Annotated in this window: 21 protein-coding genes; all 21 read right to left on the minus strand. The window is 30.3% G+C overall.

Annotated elements, in window-relative coordinates:
• Window positions 1-79: 79 nt before the first annotated feature.
• The 21 genes from GOM42_RS11180 to dnaK all read right to left on the minus strand — a co-directional run bounded on the left by GOM42_RS11180 (window position 80) and on the right by dnaK (window position 18602).
• Entirely contained in the window at window positions 80-706 is a 627-nt protein-coding gene (locus GOM42_RS11180) for a DUF4342 domain-containing protein (protein WP_003451685.1), read from the minus strand.
• 5 nt (window positions 707-711) lie between these two features.
• Window positions 712-1443 (minus strand): DNA repair protein RecO, encoded by a 732-nt coding sequence (recO, locus tag GOM42_RS11185; RefSeq protein WP_136002319.1) that lies wholly within the window; start codon window positions 1441-1443, stop codon window positions 712-714.
• 21 nt (window positions 1444-1464) lie between these two features.
• Window positions 1465-2355, minus strand: coding sequence for a GTPase Era (gene era / locus GOM42_RS11190; protein WP_011591023.1), 891 nt, complete (start codon window positions 2353-2355; stop codon window positions 1465-1467).
• Between the two features lie 8 nt (window positions 2356-2363).
• The gene (locus GOM42_RS11195) at window positions 2364-2762 is read right to left on the minus strand and encodes a cytidine deaminase (RefSeq protein ID WP_003461827.1); all 399 of its coding nucleotides are present in this window, start codon (window positions 2760-2762) and stop codon (window positions 2364-2366) included.
• 43 nt (window positions 2763-2805) lie between these two features.
• Window positions 2806-3504, minus strand: coding sequence for a diacylglycerol kinase (locus GOM42_RS11200; RefSeq protein WP_003455106.1), 699 nt, complete (start codon window positions 3502-3504; stop codon window positions 2806-2808).
• A 27-nt stretch (window positions 3505-3531) separates the two neighbouring features.
• On the minus strand, window positions 3532-4038 hold the full coding sequence (gene ybeY, locus GOM42_RS11205; RefSeq protein WP_003455166.1) for an rRNA maturation RNase YbeY: 507 nt from the start codon (window positions 4036-4038) through the stop codon (window positions 3532-3534).
• A 1-nt stretch (window position 4039) separates the two neighbouring features.
• Window positions 4040-6094, minus strand: a complete 2055-nt coding sequence (locus GOM42_RS11210; RefSeq protein WP_003482023.1) for an HDIG domain-containing metalloprotein — start codon at window positions 6092-6094, stop codon at window positions 4040-4042.
• A gap of 36 nt (window positions 6095-6130) precedes the next feature.
• Window positions 6131-7267 (minus strand): sporulation protein YqfD, encoded by a 1137-nt coding sequence (gene yqfD / locus GOM42_RS11215; protein WP_003478501.1) that lies wholly within the window; start codon window positions 7265-7267, stop codon window positions 6131-6133.
• A gap of 1 nt (window position 7268) precedes the next feature.
• Complete coding sequence (yqfC, locus tag GOM42_RS11220; protein ID WP_003451079.1) at window positions 7269-7550, minus strand: sporulation protein YqfC; 282 nt, start codon at window positions 7548-7550, stop codon at window positions 7269-7271.
• Between the two features lie 223 nt (window positions 7551-7773).
• Window positions 7774-8223: a GatB/YqeY domain-containing protein gene (locus tag GOM42_RS11225; protein WP_003451322.1), complete on the minus strand. Its 450-nt coding sequence runs from the start codon at window positions 8221-8223 to the stop codon at window positions 7774-7776.
• Window positions 8224-8272: 49 nt separating this feature from the next.
• Window positions 8273-8449: a 30S ribosomal protein S21 gene (gene rpsU, locus GOM42_RS11230; protein ID WP_003451446.1), complete on the minus strand. Its 177-nt coding sequence runs from the start codon at window positions 8447-8449 to the stop codon at window positions 8273-8275.
• A 119-nt stretch (window positions 8450-8568) separates the two neighbouring features.
• Window positions 8569-8913, minus strand: coding sequence for a histidine triad nucleotide-binding protein (locus GOM42_RS11235; protein ID WP_110077232.1), 345 nt, complete (start codon window positions 8911-8913; stop codon window positions 8569-8571).
• A 68-nt stretch (window positions 8914-8981) separates the two neighbouring features.
• Window positions 8982-10286, minus strand: a complete 1305-nt coding sequence (mtaB, locus tag GOM42_RS11240; RefSeq protein WP_110077233.1) for a tRNA (N(6)-L-threonylcarbamoyladenosine(37)-C(2))-methylthiotransferase MtaB — start codon at window positions 10284-10286, stop codon at window positions 8982-8984.
• Window positions 10286-11038 carry a 16S rRNA (uracil(1498)-N(3))-methyltransferase gene (locus GOM42_RS11245; RefSeq protein ID WP_110077234.1) on the minus strand — a complete coding sequence of 251 codons (753 nt, stop codon included), beginning with the start codon at window positions 11036-11038 and terminating at the stop codon, window positions 10286-10288. The genes mtaB and GOM42_RS11245 overlap by 1 nt, the downstream gene beginning before the upstream one ends.
• Window positions 11039-11060: 22 nt before the next feature.
• A complete protein-coding gene (gene prmA / locus GOM42_RS11250; RefSeq protein ID WP_003451530.1) occupies window positions 11061-12002 on the minus strand; it encodes a 50S ribosomal protein L11 methyltransferase in 942 nt (313 codons plus the stop codon).
• Between the two features lie 225 nt (window positions 12003-12227).
• The gene (locus tag GOM42_RS11255) at window positions 12228-12584 is read right to left on the minus strand and encodes a GntR family transcriptional regulator (protein ID WP_003451353.1); all 357 of its coding nucleotides are present in this window, start codon (window positions 12582-12584) and stop codon (window positions 12228-12230) included.
• Window position 12585: 1 nt separating this feature from the next.
• Complete coding sequence (locus tag GOM42_RS11260; protein ID WP_110077235.1) at window positions 12586-13764, minus strand: hypothetical protein; 1179 nt, start codon at window positions 13762-13764, stop codon at window positions 12586-12588.
• 15 nt (window positions 13765-13779) lie between these two features.
• Window positions 13780-14601, minus strand: a complete 822-nt coding sequence (locus tag GOM42_RS11265) for a hypothetical protein (RefSeq protein ID WP_110077236.1) — start codon at window positions 14599-14601, stop codon at window positions 13780-13782.
• Window positions 14594-15286: an ABC transporter ATP-binding protein gene (locus GOM42_RS11270; RefSeq protein WP_003451321.1), complete on the minus strand. Its 693-nt coding sequence runs from the start codon at window positions 15284-15286 to the stop codon at window positions 14594-14596. Before GOM42_RS11270 ends, GOM42_RS11265 begins: the two co-directional genes overlap by 8 nt.
• Before the next feature lie 179 nt (window positions 15287-15465).
• Entirely contained in the window at window positions 15466-16629 is a 1164-nt protein-coding gene (gene dnaJ / locus GOM42_RS11275; protein WP_110077237.1) for a molecular chaperone DnaJ, read from the minus strand.
• 113 nt (window positions 16630-16742) lie between these two features.
• Complete coding sequence (gene dnaK, locus GOM42_RS11280; protein WP_061428997.1) at window positions 16743-18602, minus strand: molecular chaperone DnaK; 1860 nt, start codon at window positions 18600-18602, stop codon at window positions 16743-16745.
• Window positions 18603-18623 lie beyond the last annotated feature (21 nt).

An 18623-nucleotide genomic window follows, 5' to 3' on the forward strand; every position in this document is an offset into this window, starting at 1 on the left:
TTCAAATCTGATAATTATCACTTAAAATCATATAGTTTTTTCCTCTTTATTCCATATTCCTTTATTTTACATTTATTTGCTAGTCAACATCATCAAATTTTACCGTATATGTAAAACTTGTTTCATTTTCCAACTTATTATGTTTATGAAATTTGTTTATTTTATTCTCATTTGTTTTTCCATTTTCTCTTTTTTCTTTCATGTCATTTGCTACACTAAAAGCTTTTTCCTTTAGTCCAAATGCTTTCCCCTTAATATCATTAGCTGCATTTTTGACTATTTTATTAACAATCTCAACACTTCCATCAGCCTTAGTTATTTCTATTGTAATCTTTGTTGCAATAGCGGCTACCACACTTAGTGCTAATATACTTGGGAATATTACGGCAATGGCCCCTGCAGCTATCCCAGCATTAACTGGCATATCAGTTAATACTTTTTCATCCTTAAGAATTCTTATTCTAGATACATTTCCCTTATCAATTAAATCCTTTAAGAATTTTTTTATATCTTCAAAGCTTTCTGCCTTTTCTTCCATTACCTTTTCTTCTTCTACTTTACTTTCTTCTTCTCTTTTTTTCTCAATATATATTAATGCATTAACAACATCACCATCACAAGCTTCTAATGCCTCTTTAGCTTCTGCGTAAGTAGCATATGTTCTCTCTATTACCTGGTCTACTTTTTCTAATGTTATTTCACTCATGTAAATCACTCCTTTATAAACTTTAACATTTCTAAACTTTTAGGTTTTCTTGAATATACAGAAGATATTATAAAACTAGTAACCTTAAAAAGTTCTGCTTTAACCTCTTCTGTTAATGTTAATCTATATACTTTATCCAAAGAAGTATTATTTAAGAATCTTAAGGCATTATATGTGGCTTTATTTATGTAAAGCCCATGTTCCTTGGGACATTTATCACAAACGCCTCCAAAATATCTTAAACTAATGTAGTTTGAAACACTTAATTTATTTTTACAAAATACACAATTATCAAATCTTAATCCATACCCAGTGTATTTTAATAATTTAAGCTCAAAAGCTCTTATTAATAGTTCATAACTTATAGCCTCAGTATTTATTAAATAAAGACAGGTTATAAACTCTTTATATAAATTAAAATTTTCTTCTTCATCCTGTAGTGATATATCAATAAGCTCACATAAGTAAGATGCATAAGTAAGCTTTTCTAGGTCAGTTAAAGATGTCTGAAAGGAAGTTCTTATTTTTCCTTCAGATAACCTATATAAACCCTTTCCCTTGAATAATAAATAATCGCCATAGCATAAAGGGTGCGTTAATGAAAAGAGTTTACTTTTACTTTTCTTTGCACCCTTAGCTATAGCTGTTATCTTACCCATTTTCTCGGTAAAAATCCAAAGCAATTTATCGTTCTCTTTATAATCTTGAGCCTTAATGATAACTCCACCACTCTCTATAAGTGCCAGAAGCTATCCCTCCTATTTAAGTTTTTTATAACCTAATTCCTTTAATAGTGAAGTATTATCTCTCCACTCTTTTCTAACTTTTACCCATATTTTTATATTTACTTTTGCTCTTAAGAATCTTTCTAATTCATATCTAGCTGTAGAACCAATCTTCTTAAGTGTTTGACCATTTTTACCAATTATTATTCCTTTATGAGATGCTTTTTCACATATTAAATCTACTTCTATGTTATACTTACCATTATCATCTTGTTTCATTTGTATAACATCTACAGCAATACCATGAGGAACTTCTTGGCTTAAATTTTTAAGAGCCTTTTCTCTAACTATCTCTGCTACAACAAATCTTTCTTGAACATCTGTTATCATATCATCTGGATAATATTTAGGACCCTCTGGTAAATATTTAACCATAAGTTCTAAAAGTTTATCTGTGTTTTTAGCTTTCATAGCTGATATTGGAATCATTTCTGCAAAGTCATATTCTTTTGAGAATAATTCTAAAGTTTTAGCAACCTTTTCTGGTGAACTCTCATCAACTTTGTTTAATACGAATATAACAGGAGCTTTTTGATTTTTAAGTTGCTCTATTATAAACTTATCTCCTCTACCAACTTCCTCACATGGATTACTTAAAAATAATACTAAATCTACATCTTTTATAGAATCTGTAGCACTATTTACCATATACTCACCTAGTTTATGTTTAGGCTTATGTATCCCTGGAGTATCAACAAAAATCATTTGATAGTCCTCTCCAGTTAATATTGTTTGAATGTTATTTCTTGTTGTTTGTGGTTTATTAGAAACAATTGAAAGTTTTTCTCCCATTAATAAGTTTGTTAATGTTGACTTACCTACATTTGGTCTACCAACAATTGTTATAAATCCTGATTTAAACATATTTCCTCCTATTTTTCCAGATCCTTTTTAGTGAAAGATCCAGGTAAAATTTCATCTAATGTTGTCTCTATATAATCATCTTCACTTTTTACTATGAATATTTTTATATCTTTATCCTCTGCAAACTCTACTATTACTTGTCTGCATATACCACATGGATATGTGTATGAATTTAAATCTCCTACTAAAGCCATAGCCTTTAAGACTCTTGCTCCTTCTGAAACCCCTTTAAATATAGCAGTCCTCTCAGCACAGTTTGTTGCTCCAAATGATGCATTTTCAACATTGCATCCTGTATATATTTTACCATCCTCAAATAAAGCAGCTGCACCTACCTTAAAATTTGAATATGGACAATATGCTAATTCTCTTGCCTCTAAAGCTTTTTTTATAAGTTCTTTTTTCATAATAATTCATCCTCCATCCTAAAATCTAGACACTAAAAATTTATCAACTAAATATTTTAAAAATTAAAATTGTTATAAGCGTTCCTAATATTGCTCCTGCAATAACTTCCCATACACTATGGACTTCTGAATCCACTCTGCTCTGAGCCGTTATTAAAGCCATTAAATAACTAAGTATAATTATAATATGAGAATTACTTATAAGTGATATAGCCGTAGCTATAGAAAAGGCTATAGCACTGTGTCCTGAAGGCATTCCACCCTTTAATGGGGTTCCTTCTCCAAAATAAGCCTTTGCAGCAACCACAACTATGCATACTATGGCTAATACAATAAATATAATATAAGGCTCTGTTTCTTTTACTCTATCCATAATTCTAAAAGTTATATTGGTAAGCTCATCCCAAAATATAATATACCCCACTAAGACAGCATTTATTGCAGTTATAAGTACTGCCCCGGCTGCTGTGTTTTTAGCTACTTTAGCTAAAGGATGATAGTAATTTGTACTTAGATCTATAGCGCTTTCTATAGCAGTATTAACTAATTCTGCTGCTATTACCATGGTTATTGTTATGGCTAGTATTATAAACTCTATTTTGCTTATATCATAAACAAAACAAGCTGATAATATAATTAAAGCTACTATAAAATGTATTCTCATATTTCTCTGAGTTCTTAAGGCATATATTATACCATCTATTGCATAATTAAAGCTATCAATAAGTTTTCTTACCTTCATAATATTCTCCTAAACCATTCTCATACCTTAGCTTTCCCTTGTTATATTTAACTTACCAAGTAACTCCTCTTCTCTTCCTCTCATTCTAGCCTTTTCTTCCTCTTCCATATGGTCATAACCTAAAAGATGTAAAACTGAGTGAGTTACTAAGTAGCAAGCCTCTCTTTCAAATGAGTGATTAAACTCAATACTTTGTTCTTTAGTTCTTTCTAGAGATAAAACTATATCTCCTAAGATAAGTTCATCTCCATCAAAATAGCATTTATCAAATTCATGTTCTAAATAAACATCTTTATAAACTTTATCCTCTGGATAATCAATCATTGGAAATGATAAAACATCAGTTGCTCTATCTATTCCCCTAGTTTCATTGTTTATTCCTCTAATTTCTTCGTTGTCTACAAAGACTAAAGAAACTTCACAATCCTCTTTAACTTTTTCTTCTTTTAGCACAAAAGAAATAACTTCTTCTAACTTCTTAGTTAATTCTTCCGTAACCTCAAATTTATTCTGTCTATTATCTATGAATATCATTTTATTTTTTCTCCTTCTTGTTATCATCTGGATATTCTATTCTTTCATGATGTATTCCATTTAATGCCTTTAGGAAACATTTTTTTATCTTACTTATATCTCTAAGAGTAAGATCACAATTGTCTAGTTGTCCAGATGCTAACTTATCATCAATAATATTATTGACCATTTTTTCAATTTTCTCTTCAGTAGGTTCATTAATTGATCTTACAGCTGCCTCTGTTGAATCTGCTAGCATAACAATTCCTTGTTCTTTACTCATAGGTTTTGGTCCTGGATATTTAAAATCCTCTTCCTTAACCTCTTCTGGATTTTCAGAGTTATTTTTTACTGTTAAGTAAAAATATTTAACTAAAGTCTCCCCATGATGGGTAACTATAAAATCATGTATAGTCTTAGGTAAATTATATTCCTTGGCTAATTCTGATCCATCTTTAACGTGAGATATTATTATTTTACTACTTACTTCTGGTTTTAACCTATCATGTGGATTTTTCTTTCCAAACTGATTTTCTCTAAAGAAATATGGTCTCTTAGTTTTACCAACATCATGATAATAAGCTCCTATCCTAGCTAATAGCGGATTTCCTCCTACTTGCTCAGCAGCTAACTCTGCTAAGTTTGCTACTAAAATACTATGATGATATGTTCCTGGAGCCTCCATTAGTAATTTTTTAAGTAATGGATTATTAGGATTAGATAATTCTAATAACTTAGCATTAGTTACTATATCAAATGTTGACTCAAAGAATGGTAAAACACCTATTGTAAGTATTCCAGAAAGTATAGCTCCTGCCGCTGCAAATGTACTATCTGCAAGTATTTCCATAAAGTTATTAGTTGTTAAAGTACCAACACTAAAAGTTAATATTGAACTTAAAACTGCAACGGTTATTGAAGAATATAATATATCATTTCTCTGTTGCATTTTTCTAAGCAATGTTCCTCCTAAAACAACATTTAAAATAGCAAGGATTATTATATTAGGATTAAATCCCACTGCTCCTCCTATTAAAATTACATTTAACATACTAAATACTAGTGATATTTTGTAATTTAGTAGAAGTGTTATAAGCATAGGCATACATGCTAGTGGTATTATATAGTTTGACATCATGCCAAAAAGCCTAGCTAGTATTACTGGAAATACATTTAATATGCTTATCATAACTATTTTGGAAAACTCTTTATTTATAGCTGGATAATATTTATGTATGTATCCATATTGAAGATACATAACTATTATTACTAAAACTCCTAGAGCAATATAAATATATAGCGCTGAAGCTGAGTCGCTTAATAAGCCTAAAGTTCCTAAAAGCTCTAATTGATGTGCTGTAACTGGCTCACCTTCACTTACTACTATTTGATTTTTCTTTATCATAACTGGCGGAACTTGCTTTAAGGTTTCTTTTATTAATTCATCAGTTTTTTCTTTATCATAGAAAAAATTTGGTTCTACTACATTAACAAAATTTAATGCAATAGCCTTCTCTGAATCACTTAAATCACTGGAAGATATAAAATCTGTATATTCTTTTTTAGCTTCCTTTAAGTCTTGCTCATTTCCATCTTCAATTGGAGCCTCATATGCCTTATTTAGACCATCTATGCATACGCTTTCTAATTTCTTAGTGCTTTGCTCATTCATTGAGGCAATTTTATTTGCCTGTGCATCTGTTATTTTAAAGGGTGCTCTAGGAATAAGCTTAGCCTTTTCTTCTTCTGGCTTATCTTGAGCTAAAACTTTTTCAACTGAAGAAAAGAAACCCTTTATCTTTTCTTCACTTTGCTTCTGAACATCCGTCCTTAGAGAATATTGTTTATCAACCTTTTCTTCAGCTTCTTTTTTTCTTGCTTCAGTAGCTGATTCATCAATAATTTCTCTATGTGCCTTAATGTCTGACTTAGGTATATCTCCTACCTTTAAATCATACTTTCTTGTTATTATACCAGTCATCAAAGTACAGTATAAAACTATAAAGGTTATTATATATAAGATTATTTTTTTGTAATCTTTAAATATATCAAATGTTTTTTCCTTCAATTTCCCCATAATTACTCATCTTCTCCTCATTAGGTCCTAATTTATCTAGTAACTTAAAGCTATATTTTGTTCTACTACGAAAAGAACCTTTAATCTAATCTTCCCTTCCCCTAAATCCTCAGTTGTAATTATATTATCAACTATTTTTGATTGCTTACTTATTTCTTTGTTTATTGAGTTTTTCATTAACTCAACAGCTTTATTTATTATGGTTTCCTTATCATCAACTATGTCTTTATCTATTTTCTCATAGTATAAGTTTCTATTTATAAACTTTCCTGTACTTTCTATTTTATCATACTTATCAAACTCTTTAGTAGGCTTTTTTAGATAAATTTTCTTTCCCATTATTTCTAAGTAAATATCACTGTCTACCTCTCCTGTTCTCTCCTCTTTTTTACCCTGAACTTGCAATTCTATAGTCTTTTCATAAAAAGTATTCGCAGTAACCTCTCCTTCAGCATCGACTTCATATTCACCGCCTTCTATTCCTTGCTGTGGTATTATTAAAATATCTCCCTTTTTAACCACATCTCCTTCCTTTACAACAGCTGTACCTGAAGTTGTGTATATTCTCTTTATTTCCCCATCCATAGATGCAACTATATTCTTAAACTCTTTATTTTCATTTTCTTCTTTTATTTTTGGACTAACCTTTTCCTCAACCTTTATTTTTAAAGTTCCACCCTCTATACGAGCATTTACCCACATTATGTCTCCATGTCCATTTTCTAATTTTCTTTCTAATCCATAAACATTTACACTACTTTTCTTAACTCCTGGTTTAATATCAAAATCATTTAACATGGTTCTTATCTCAAAAGGAGCTATATTTTTCTTTGTCTCTATATCTATTCTCCATATAAAACCAGAATAGATATATAAGCCTACTAAAAATATTAAAACTCCTACAAATATGCTTATAGACTTTTTAGCTCTGGATAAGAAAAATATCATTCCCTTTGATGATATTATTTTCACCTTTCCATTAAGTCTTTTAACATAGCTTTTTAATTTTCCATAATCAGAATAATCCACATTTAAAGTTACAGTTACTACATCTATTTTCCTTACATTTTCAACATTTATACCATTTCTCCATAAAACATTTAAAAGTTTATTTATATCAAAAGTTTTTATTTCAACCTTTACTTGTCCCTTTTTTAAAAACTCCAAATTCATCTTACGCCTCCTCAAAACTTAAATTCTTAAGTCTTCCTGTTAAGGCAATAGTTTCAGTACCTATGAATCTTATCTCTAACTTTGTTCCTTCGATTATAATAACACCTAGATTGCTATTAATCTTAATTTCATTTTCCTTAAAAACCTCTATACCCTTATGATTTTCTATAATAATTTCACTTTTTCCGTGTACAACTATTTTAGGCTCACCATTTATTATCTCCTTAGGTAAATCTAATTCCTCTGCAATTCTATTAGTGACTTGTCTTAATTTATCACCCACAACTATACCTCCCATAAAATATTTTCATACTAAATCTATGAAAATTTATATTTTTTTATTCTTATATAAAAAAACTAAGAAATATAAAAGGCATATAAATAGCCCTTTTAGCTATGTATATGCCTTTTAAAACAATTCAAAAAATTTTCTTTAAAAACTTCTAACTATTAATAAAATATCTTTTTAAAATTATAAAAATAAAAGAGAGTTCTAATGAACTCTCTTACTTATTTAAATATTCTTTAACTAATTGACTTACAAGTTTACCATCAGCTCTACCAACTGTTTGCGGTCTAACCTTTGACATAACTTTTCCCATGTCTTTCATGCTATTTGCGCCCACTTCTTCAGCTGCTTGCTTTATGATATCTTTTATTTCTTCTTCACTTAACTGCTGAGGAAGGTAATCTAACAAGATTGCAATCTCACTATTGTTTTGATCAACTAGATCCTGTCTATTTCCCTTTTCGAATTCAAGCGCAGCTTCTCTTCTTTGCTTGATTTCTCTTGCTAATATTTCTATAACCTGTTCATCCTCAAGCTTAACACCGTCAGTCTTTTCGACTAAAAGTATTGCTGACTTAGCAGTACTTAAAACTCCAGCCTTGAACTTATCCTTAGCCTTTAAAGCCTGCTTCCAGTCTTCTTGAAGTCTTTCTTTAATAGTTGGCATTTGTATACCTTCTTTCAAAAGAAATTATTCTATAAATTTAAACCAAAAACTATTTGAATTTTCTCTTTCTTGCAGCTTCTGATTTTTTCTTTCTCTTTACGCTTGGCTTTTCGTAGTGTTCTCTTTTTCTTACTTCTGAAAGAACTCCAGCTCTAGCGCATTGTCTCTTAAATCTTCTTAATGCTTGCTCTAATGATTCGTTTTCTTTTACTCTGATTTCTGACATTCTTTATCCCTCCCTCCGCTAGCGTAAATTATTAATGTAATTCACAGCCATGGGCTAAATAACACACGCTATATTATACAACATAGTTTTCTTTAATGTCAAGAAGTTAAATCTAAATTTTAGCCTGGTGGCCAATTTAAATTTCTTCCTCCAAGAACGTGGAAATGGATATGTCCTACTGTTTGCCCTCCTTGCTCTCCGCAATTAGTGACAACTCTGTATCCATCCTCTGCAATTCCTTGTTCCTTTACTAGTTTATTAATAGTCTTGAAAATGTGTGCAAATACTTCTGTATTTTCTTCATTAACTTCATTTAAACTAGCTATGTGTTCTTTAGGAATAACTAAAAAATGTACTGGTGCTTCTGGACTTATATCATGAAAAGCTAAAACTTTATCATCTTCATAAATCTTTTTGCTTGGAATTTCTCCAGCTACTATTTTGCAAAAAATACAATCTGACATGATTTTCACCTCCTAAGCAATGAATCTATTATCTATTATAACTCATTTTGAATGTAAAAATCTTCTTTTTATAATACTATTTCACCTTTTGCTACTTCTCCCTCAAAAGAATTAATTTTTACATTTAATATTTTACCTGAAACGTTGCAATCAGCCTTAGCATTTACCTTTATATAATTTCTTGTATATCCAGTGTAAACTCCACTTCCTAATTCAACTTCTTCCTCAAATAAAACATCAATAACTTCACCTATATATTTTTCAGCAAAGGCTTTTTCATTAATTCTATTTAATTCAATAAGCTTTTTACTTCTTTCGTCTTTCTTATTTCCATCAACTTGATTTTCCATATTCTCTGCTCTAGTACCTTTTCTAGGGCTATATTTGAATATGTGAGTTTTTGAAAGAGCTATTCTCTTTAAGAATTCGTAAGTTTCTTCAAACTCTTCATCAGTTTCTCCAGGGAAACCAACAATTACGTCTGTTGTTATAGAAACATCTTCTATTTTATCTCTTAAAAGATTTACTATATCTTCATACTCTTTAGCAGTATATCTTCTATTCATTCTTTTTAAAGTAGCATCACATCCACTTTGAAGTGATAAGTGGAAATGAGGACATAGTTTTTTAAGAGCTAAGATTCTTCTTACAACATCCTCTGTAAAGAACGTAGGATCTATTGAACCTATTCTAACTCTTTCTATTCCATCGATTTTTTCTATCTCTTCTAGTAAATCAACTAATGTTACTTTTTCATCTAAATCAACACCATAAGATGCTGTATGAATTCCTGATAATATTATTTCTTTAAATCCATGCTCTGCTAAACTTCTTATTTCATCTAAAACCTTCTTAGGGTCTTTTGAACAAACAGAACCTCTAGTATATGGAATTAAGCAATAAGCACAGAATCTATTACATCCATCTTGTATTTTTAAGAAAGCTCTAGTTTTATTATTATACTCTTCAATTTTTAGGTCCTCAAAAACTTTATTCTTTAAAACAGTGCCAACCTTAACTTGTTGCTTGCCTTCATCTCTAGCCTTATTTACATAATAAACTATTTCACCTTTATTTCTTGAACCTAAAACTACATCTACGCCTTCAATTCCTGAAACCTCTGTAGGTGCTATTTGAGCATAACATCCAACTACAGCTATAATAGCCTCTGGATTTTGTCTTCTAGCTCTTCCTATTATTTGTCTTGATTTCTTATCTCCCATGTTAGTTACGCTACAAGTATTAACTACATACACATCTGCCATTTCATTAAAATCTACAACTTCATAGCCTTCTCTAACAAATTTTTCAGTCATTGCTTCTGATTCATATGTATTAACTCTACACCCTAGTGTAGCAAATGCAACTTTCATTAAATATTTCCTCCTAAATCACCAAGCTCATACTGAATAAGAGAAATACAGGTAAATCCTGCTGTCTCTGTTCTTAAAATTCTTGGTCCTAAAGTTACAATATGAGCTCCTTTTTCTTTTAGGGCTTCTATTTCACTTTCTTCAAATCCGCCTTCTGGCCCAACCATTATTCCAACATTTTTTATACTATCTTTATCCTCTATAGAGTTAACCATAGCTCTTATTCCGTATCCTGTAGCATTTTCATAAGGAATAACCATAAGGTCTAATTCATCTATCTTTTCTAAAACCCCTTTAAAGTCCATTGGTTCTAATACTTGTGGTATTACCGTTCTTTTACTTTGTTTACATGCCTCTAAAGCGATTTTATTTAATCTATCTAATTTTTTAAATTCACCTTTTAATTTAACGTCTACTCTATCAGTGATTGTTGGAATTATTTCTGAAACACCAAGTTCTACACATTTTTGAACTATTAAATCCATTTTTGCAGCCTTTGGCATTCCTTGAAATAAAGTAATATTTAAATTACTTTCATTGTTTACATCAAGCTTCTCTAAGATTTTGATAGAAACCTCTTGTTTATTAACCTCTTCTACCTCACCTAAAAACTCTTCACTTTCAAGGTTATTTACAACAACCTTCTCACCTGGTTTTACCCTTAAAACCTTATAAATATGTTTTACATCTTCCCCTGTTATTGTGGCATGAGTGTCTGAAAACATATGCGCTGGTGTAAAAAACTTATGCATAATTTTATACTCCCTTACTAAATTATTTTAACTTAGCAACAATACAGTTCCATTCTCCATCTTTGTTAACTTCCATAACCTCAAAACCTTCTTGTTCTAATTTATCTATAACCATTTGTCTTCTCTCATGTATTATACCTGAAGTTATGAAAATTCCATCTTTATTTAATGCTTTTTTAACATCATCAACTAGTATGCAGATTATTTCAGCTATTATATTTGCAACAACTATATCAGCTTTTCCATCTACAACATCTAAAAGATTTCCATATAATACTTCTATGTTGTCAACATTGTTAAATGATATATTTTCCTTAGCTGAATCTACAGCAACTGGGTCTAAGTCAACTCCTACAACATGTTTTGCACCAAGTTTAGAAGCAACTAAAGCAAGTATTCCTGAACCTGTTCCAATATCAAATACAGTAGTATCAGCCTTAACATATTTATCTAAAGCTTGAACACACATTCTTGTAGTTTCATGATCTCCAGTACCAAAAGCCATACCTGGGTCTAATTCTACTACCATTTCTTCTCCAGTAGGTTCATACTCTTCCCATATTGGTTTTATAACTATTTTTTCTCCAATCTTTATTGGTTTATAGTATTTCTTCCAGTTATTAGCCCAGTCTTCTTCAAACATTTTTTCTGCTTCAACTGTTCCTTCACCAACATCTAATCCTGACTCTTTTAACTCTTCTACTCTTTCCTTAACATAAGCTATTACGTCATCAATGTTATCCTCTTCTGAGAAATAACCTTTAACAACGGCAACCTTCCCCTTATGTTCTAATATGTTTATATCTGCAAAATCCCAAGTTAAAGGTCCTTGTTCTCTTCCTAATATATCATTTGGATCCTCTATAGCAACACCCTTACAGTCTAATCCGTAAAATATTCCTGATATAGGTTCTAATGCCTCACTTTTAGTTATTACTCTAACTTCAATCCAAGTTCCTTCCATTTATGTATCAATCCTTTCTTATGCTACTTTGACTAATAATTTATTTTACACTTTAGTGTAGTATCTGTCTAGCTTATAAGCATTATTATGTTTCATATGATTTATTAAAATTTCTAAGATAAACTCTTTATCATTATTTTTATTATCACACATAAAAAAAATAAAGGCTATAGTCTATTATTGACATAACCTTTAAACTTAATCTTATTTAACCTCTATAAATATTTAATATCTCTCTCTAATAATTTCTAAAACTTCTTCCTTAGTTAATTTTATAGCTTTCATACTTTCTATAAATCCATCTAATGCATCCTCTACAAGTTCTTTTCTTATGTTTTTTAATATTTCTTCATCTTCTGTTATAGTACTTGGTTTATTTCTTATTGTTTCTATAAGTCCCATAGTCTCCATATCTCTATATGCTCTTTGAACTGTATTAGGATTTACTTTTAACATTTCTGCAAGCTCCCTTCTTGATGGTATATGATCCCCTGGCTTTAAATTTCCAATAACTAAAGATTGTTTTATATGTCTTATTATTTGGAGATAAATTGGTTCTCTATCATTTACTTCAAAAAACATTTTATTTACCTCCTGATATCTTAATATCACTTAAATATCCATATTCTAACTCACCTATATAAACTGGATTTTTACTAGGTATATCTATAACTGCTAAATAAGCTCCACTTACAAAACCATCATCTCTAACCTTAACAAAATTAGCTATAACCTTATTTTCTACAATTATAAATTCACTTAAACTTCTAACATTTACTCCATATCTCTTTAATCTTTCATTTTCTATAAGGTCCTTATAAAATTTAAACTCTTTTGTTTTAGTGTTAAATACTAATACTGAAGTCTTCTCATCTGAGGTCTGGGTAATGTATATTTCACCATATGCCTCAAACATTGTACCACCTTTTCCATTTGCATCAAAATAAGATTTTTTCATCTCATCTCGTATTTCATCATTAGGATTGTATCTTTTTATTTCTCTAGTATTTACATTTAATTCAATAATGCTCTCATCACTATATATGCCTCTCTTATCAGTATTATCAAGCTCAGTTAATTTATAATATACCTTATCTTCTTCAGTACTTGGTAACATTCCAAATTTTTGTCTTACTGAATTTATATGAGAATAATCTCTATTTAAATCTAATTTCTCATCTAAATTTATTATATCAACTATATTAAACTTCTTATCTGATAAATTTATTTCTCCAAATACTATATTATTTTCCTCGTAATTCATTGAAAATAATATATTTATTTTTCCATCTTTATAAGTGACTTTATCTATATTATTATTTCTAATATATTCATCTACTTTAACCTTAAAAGTTTCATAAGTGTTAGTTTTTTTATCCTTAAATCTAACTTCAAGCTTTTGAATACCATTACCGTATATATTAGTAACATCAACCATTACATCGTCATCCTCAAAGAAAGTATCTCTTGTTGGATAAATTCCTCTAAAAAACTTCTTATCTTTAAGCACATCAATACCATCAAAACGCCTCTCATTAATAACATTTTTTCTATTAATTGTTTCAGATCCAACAGTGATTTCTTCTCCAAAAATATCTCTATCTTTATAAAAAACTAAGTCAACATCTCCGAGCTCACTTCTACTTCCATATATATCTTTAAACTTTATTGGTGAACAATTTGTGTAAATAAATATTCCAGAAAAAACTATAAATGCACTAAAAAATATTACTGTTAATACCAAAGGTACTCTTTTTTTCATAATTTCTACTCCTCCTTACACATGAACCTTTTTTTCAAGCAAATACTTTGAATAAAACCATCCAAACAAATCATATAAGATTGCTATGAAAACAAACCAAATAAATTTTTCAAACATATAAAAATCCATTTTTCCTGGGAAGATTAAAACTAAGAAAAGAAAAGAACATCCTAATATTACCCCTAATATTCCACCCTTTACTCCAAAACTTCTCTCTAATATTGCAAATAAAAAAGTCAATATTATCATTGCTATAAAAAATAAGCCATTAGTTATTAAATTAACAAAACTAACTGGAATCAATCCATAAAAATTACTTATTGAACTAGATAATATGGTAATTAAACTTTCTTTTACTATAGCATCAGTTGGAACCATAATATTAAATATTATATAATTTATAAGTAATGCTACTATTTGAAAGAAAACTAAAGAAAAATAATAAAAACACGCTGATAAAAACTTGTATATAATAATAAACTTTTTAGGCAATGGCAATGTTAAAAGAGTGTAAGCACTTTTATTTTCTCCTTTAAACTCACCAAGCCATAGATACCAACAATATAAACAAAAGCATCCTAATATTAGAAGAGTTAATATCCTACCATTTATCCTACTAACAAAACTGCTAAAAGGCTCCATAGGCGAAAACATTTGAATAGCACCTATATTCTCTGTTTTTTCTAAATAAATCTTTAATTCATCACTTAAACTATAACTAAAATAGGCAATGTTTAAAAGCATAATTCCAACAGCTGATCCTATTGTTATTTTTAAATCTCTTAATATCTGTAAATTTAAAAGATAACTTAACTTTTTAAAATTCCCCTTACTCACCTTCATGTACCTCCCTTATTTTCTCTACCATTGATAATCCTTCATTTTCTCTTACATCTTCAACATAAAATTCTATTTTAATATTTCCATCACTTAAAAAGACAACTTTATCAACTATATTTTCAACCTCTTTTAATTCATGAGTTGTTAGTAAAATTCCAATATCGTTATCCATATAGCCAATTAAAGATTCTATAAACTTCTCTCTTGTAAAAATATCTATACCTGAAAAAGGTTCATCTAAAAGTAAATATTCTGGGTGTCTAGCAAAACCTAGTATAAGTTTTACCCTTGCTATATTCCCTTTAGAAAGTTTATTTATTTTTAAGTCATCAGTTAATTTAAAATCTTTTAGCATTTCATAAGCTTTATCCATATCCCACTTTTCATACATCATACTCATATATTCAAAGGCATCTTTTATTTTCATATCACCATAAGTATTTAAAACATCAGGTACAAAGGCAATATTTTCATAGGTCTTATAATTTAGCTTTTCTCCATTAAAAAGCACTTCCCCCTCATCTTGCTTAACAAGGCCCATAATTATCTTTAAAAGAGTAGACTTTCCCACTCCATTTAACCCTAGTAAAGCAGTTATTTCTCCCTTCTTTACATTAAAAGTAATATTCTCTAAAACTTTTTTTCTTCTAAATTTCTTTTTAACACCAACCACTTCTATCATTTAATCACCCCTAGATTTATGTTAATATATTTTTGTACTTATGTATTACTTCATTAATACACTAACCTTAAGTGTATTATATCACTAATACACTCTCTTGTAAATCATTTACTTTTTTTAAATTTATATAAACAAAAAAAAATACCCTAGTCATTTCTGACTAGAGTATTTAAAATCAATTATTTTTTCTTTTTAAATTTTGAGAAGAATCCTTCATCTTTTTCATCTATATCATCAACTGATTCCCCAGATGCCTTCATAAAGGCTTTTAATGCTTCTTCTTGCTCTTTATTTAGATGTTTTGGAACCTCTACTACCATATGAACGTATTGATTTCCTCTTCCTCCACCATTAACGTGAGGAACACCTTTTCCTTTTAATCTAAACTTAGTTCCTGGTTGAGTACCTGCTGGAACTTTATATTTAACATTTCCGTCTACAGTCGGAACAGTGATTTCAGCTCCTAAAGCAGCCTTAGCCATACTTATCTTATAATCATAGTAAATATCTGAACCTTCTCTTCTAAATATCTTAGATGGAGCAACATTTACTCTTATATATAAATCTCCTGAAGGACCATTATTAGCACCTTGCTCACCTTGTCCTCTTAAAGGTATTATATTTCCAGTATCTACACCTGCTGGTATCTTAACTGTTATCTTTCTATTCTTTCTAACAGTTCCTTTTCCCTTACAATCTGGACATGGATCTTCAATTACTTTACCTGTTCCACCACATTGATCACAAGTTGTTGTAGATACAAAGCTTCCTAAAGGAGTTTGTCTTTGAACCCTTATTTGACCTGAACCGTTACATTTTGGACAAGTCTTAGGAGATGTACCTTCTTTAGCCCCTGTACCATGACAAGTTTCACAATTTTCAGTTCTAGTTATAGATATTTCTTTTTCACATCCAAATACAGCTTCTTCAAATGTTATATTTAATCTATATTCTAAATCAGCACCTCTTTGTGGAGCATTTCTTCTTCTAGATGATCCGCCACCAAATCCTCCACCAAAGAATGATTCAAAAATATCTCCAAATCCACCCATTTCTGAGAAGTCGAATCCACCAGCATCAAAGCCACCAAATCCGCCACCACCGAAGCCACCGCTTCCATCGAAAGCAGCATGACCAAATTGATCATATTTAGCTTTTTTATCAGGGTCTTTTAAAACATCATATGCTTCATTTACTTCTTTAAAGTTTTCTTCCGCTTCCTTATCTCCTGGATTTCTATCCGGGTGATATTTCATAGCCATTTTTCTAAAAGCTCTTTTTATCTCATCATCTGAGGCACCTTTTTGAAGCCCAAGCACTTCATAGTAATCTCTTTTAGCCACTGTTATTCACCACCTATAAGTTTACTTATAAAAAGGGAAGACTATTGAGCCTTCCCTCTATTAATTCTTTTTATATTATATCAAAGCTTTAAGTCTTGTGATAGTTTTAATTATTATTTATCATCTTGAACTTCGAAATCAGCGTCTACAACATTGTCATCGTTGTTGTTTGTAGCACCTGCTCCAGCATTAGCTCCACCCATGTTGTTTGGATCGAATCCTTGACCTTGTGCTCCACCATTTTGTTGGTATAATTTTTCTGATACTTTGTAGAATGCTTGAGTTAAATCTTCCATAGCTTTCTTGATAGCTTCTATATCGTCACCATCTTTAACTTTTTTAACTTCTTCGATTTTAGCTTCTATTTCTGCTTTTTCTTCAGCTGAAACTTTATCTCCAAGTTCATTTAAAGTTTTTTCTGTTTGGTAAACAGTTTGCTCAGCATTGTTTTTAACTTCTATAGCTTCTTTTCTCTTCTTATCTTCTTCAGCAAATTGTTCTGCTTCTTTTACAGCCTTATCTATTTCAGCATCGCTTAAGTTAGTTGAAGCTGTGATTGTAATGTTAGCTTCTTTTCCAGTAGCTTTATCAGTTGCTGAAACTTTAACTATACCGTTAGCATCTATATCGAAAGCAACTTCTATTTGAGGGATTCCTCTTGGAGCTGGAGCAATTCCTGATAGAGTAAATCTACCTAAAGTTTTGTTATCAGCTGCCATTTGTCTTTCACCTTGTACTACGTGAATTTCAACTGAAGTTTGGTTATCTGCTGCAGTTGAGAATATTTGGCTCTTTCTCGCAGGGATAGTTGTATTTCTTTCGATTAATGGAGTTGCAACTCCTCCTAAAGTTTCGATTCCTAATGTTAATGGAGTAACATCTAATAATAATACGTCTTTAACATCACCAGTTAATACACCAGCTTGGATAGCAGCACCCATTGCTACGCACTCATCTGGGTTAACTCCTTTTGAAGGTTCTTTTCCAGTGAAGTTTTTAACAGCTTCTTGAACTGCTGGTATTCTTGTTGATCCACCAACTAAGATTACTTTATCTATATCATTTAATGAAACATTACCTGATTTTAAGGCTTCTTTCATTATGTTGATTGTTCTTTCAACTAAGTCATGAGTTAATTCATTGAATTTAGCTCTTGTTAATGTCATATCTATGTGTTTTGGACCAGTTGCATCAGCAGTTATAAATGGTAAGTTAATTAATGTTTGAGTTGATGATGATAACTCAATTTTAGCTTTTTCAGCAGCTTCTTTTAATCTTTGAAGAGCCATTTTATCTTGTCTTAAATCAATTCCGTTTTGAGCTTTAAAGTCTTCTGCTATATAATCTATAATTCTTTGGTCGAAGTCATCTCCACCTAATCTAGCATCTCCGTTTGTTGATACAACTTCAAATACTCCATCTCCTAAGTCTAAGATAGATACGTCGAAAGTACCACCACCTAGGTCATATACTAAGATTTTATGAGCACTATCCATTTTATCTAATCCATAAGCTAATGATGCAGCTGTTGGTTCGTTTATTATTCTTTTAACATCTAAACCAGCGATTCTACCAGCATCCTTAGTTGCTTGTCTTTCAGCATCATTGAAGTAAGCTGGAACTGTGATAACAGCTTCTGTTACTTTTTCTCCTAAGTAAGCTTCTGCATCTGCTTTTAATTTTTGAAGTATCATTGCTGATATTTCTTGTGGTGTATAATCTTTTCCATCTATATTAACTTTATAGTCAGTTCCCATGTGTCTTTTGATTGACATTATTGTTTTGTCAGGATTTGTTATTGCTTGTCTTTTAGCAACTTGACCTACTAATCTTTCTCCATTTGCTTGGAATGAAACTACTGATGGAGTTGTTCTAGCACCTTCTGAGTTAGTGATAACTACTGGTTCTCCACCTTCCATAACAGCTACGCATGAATTTGTTGTTCCTAAATCTATACCGATTATTTTACTCATTGTTAATTCCTCCTCTAACAA

The organism is Clostridium sp. 16K-1-R1 (assembly GCF_023921145.1).
GTDB classification, from domain to species: domain Bacteria; phylum Bacillota; class Clostridia; order Clostridiales; family Clostridiaceae; genus Sarcina; species Sarcina perfringens.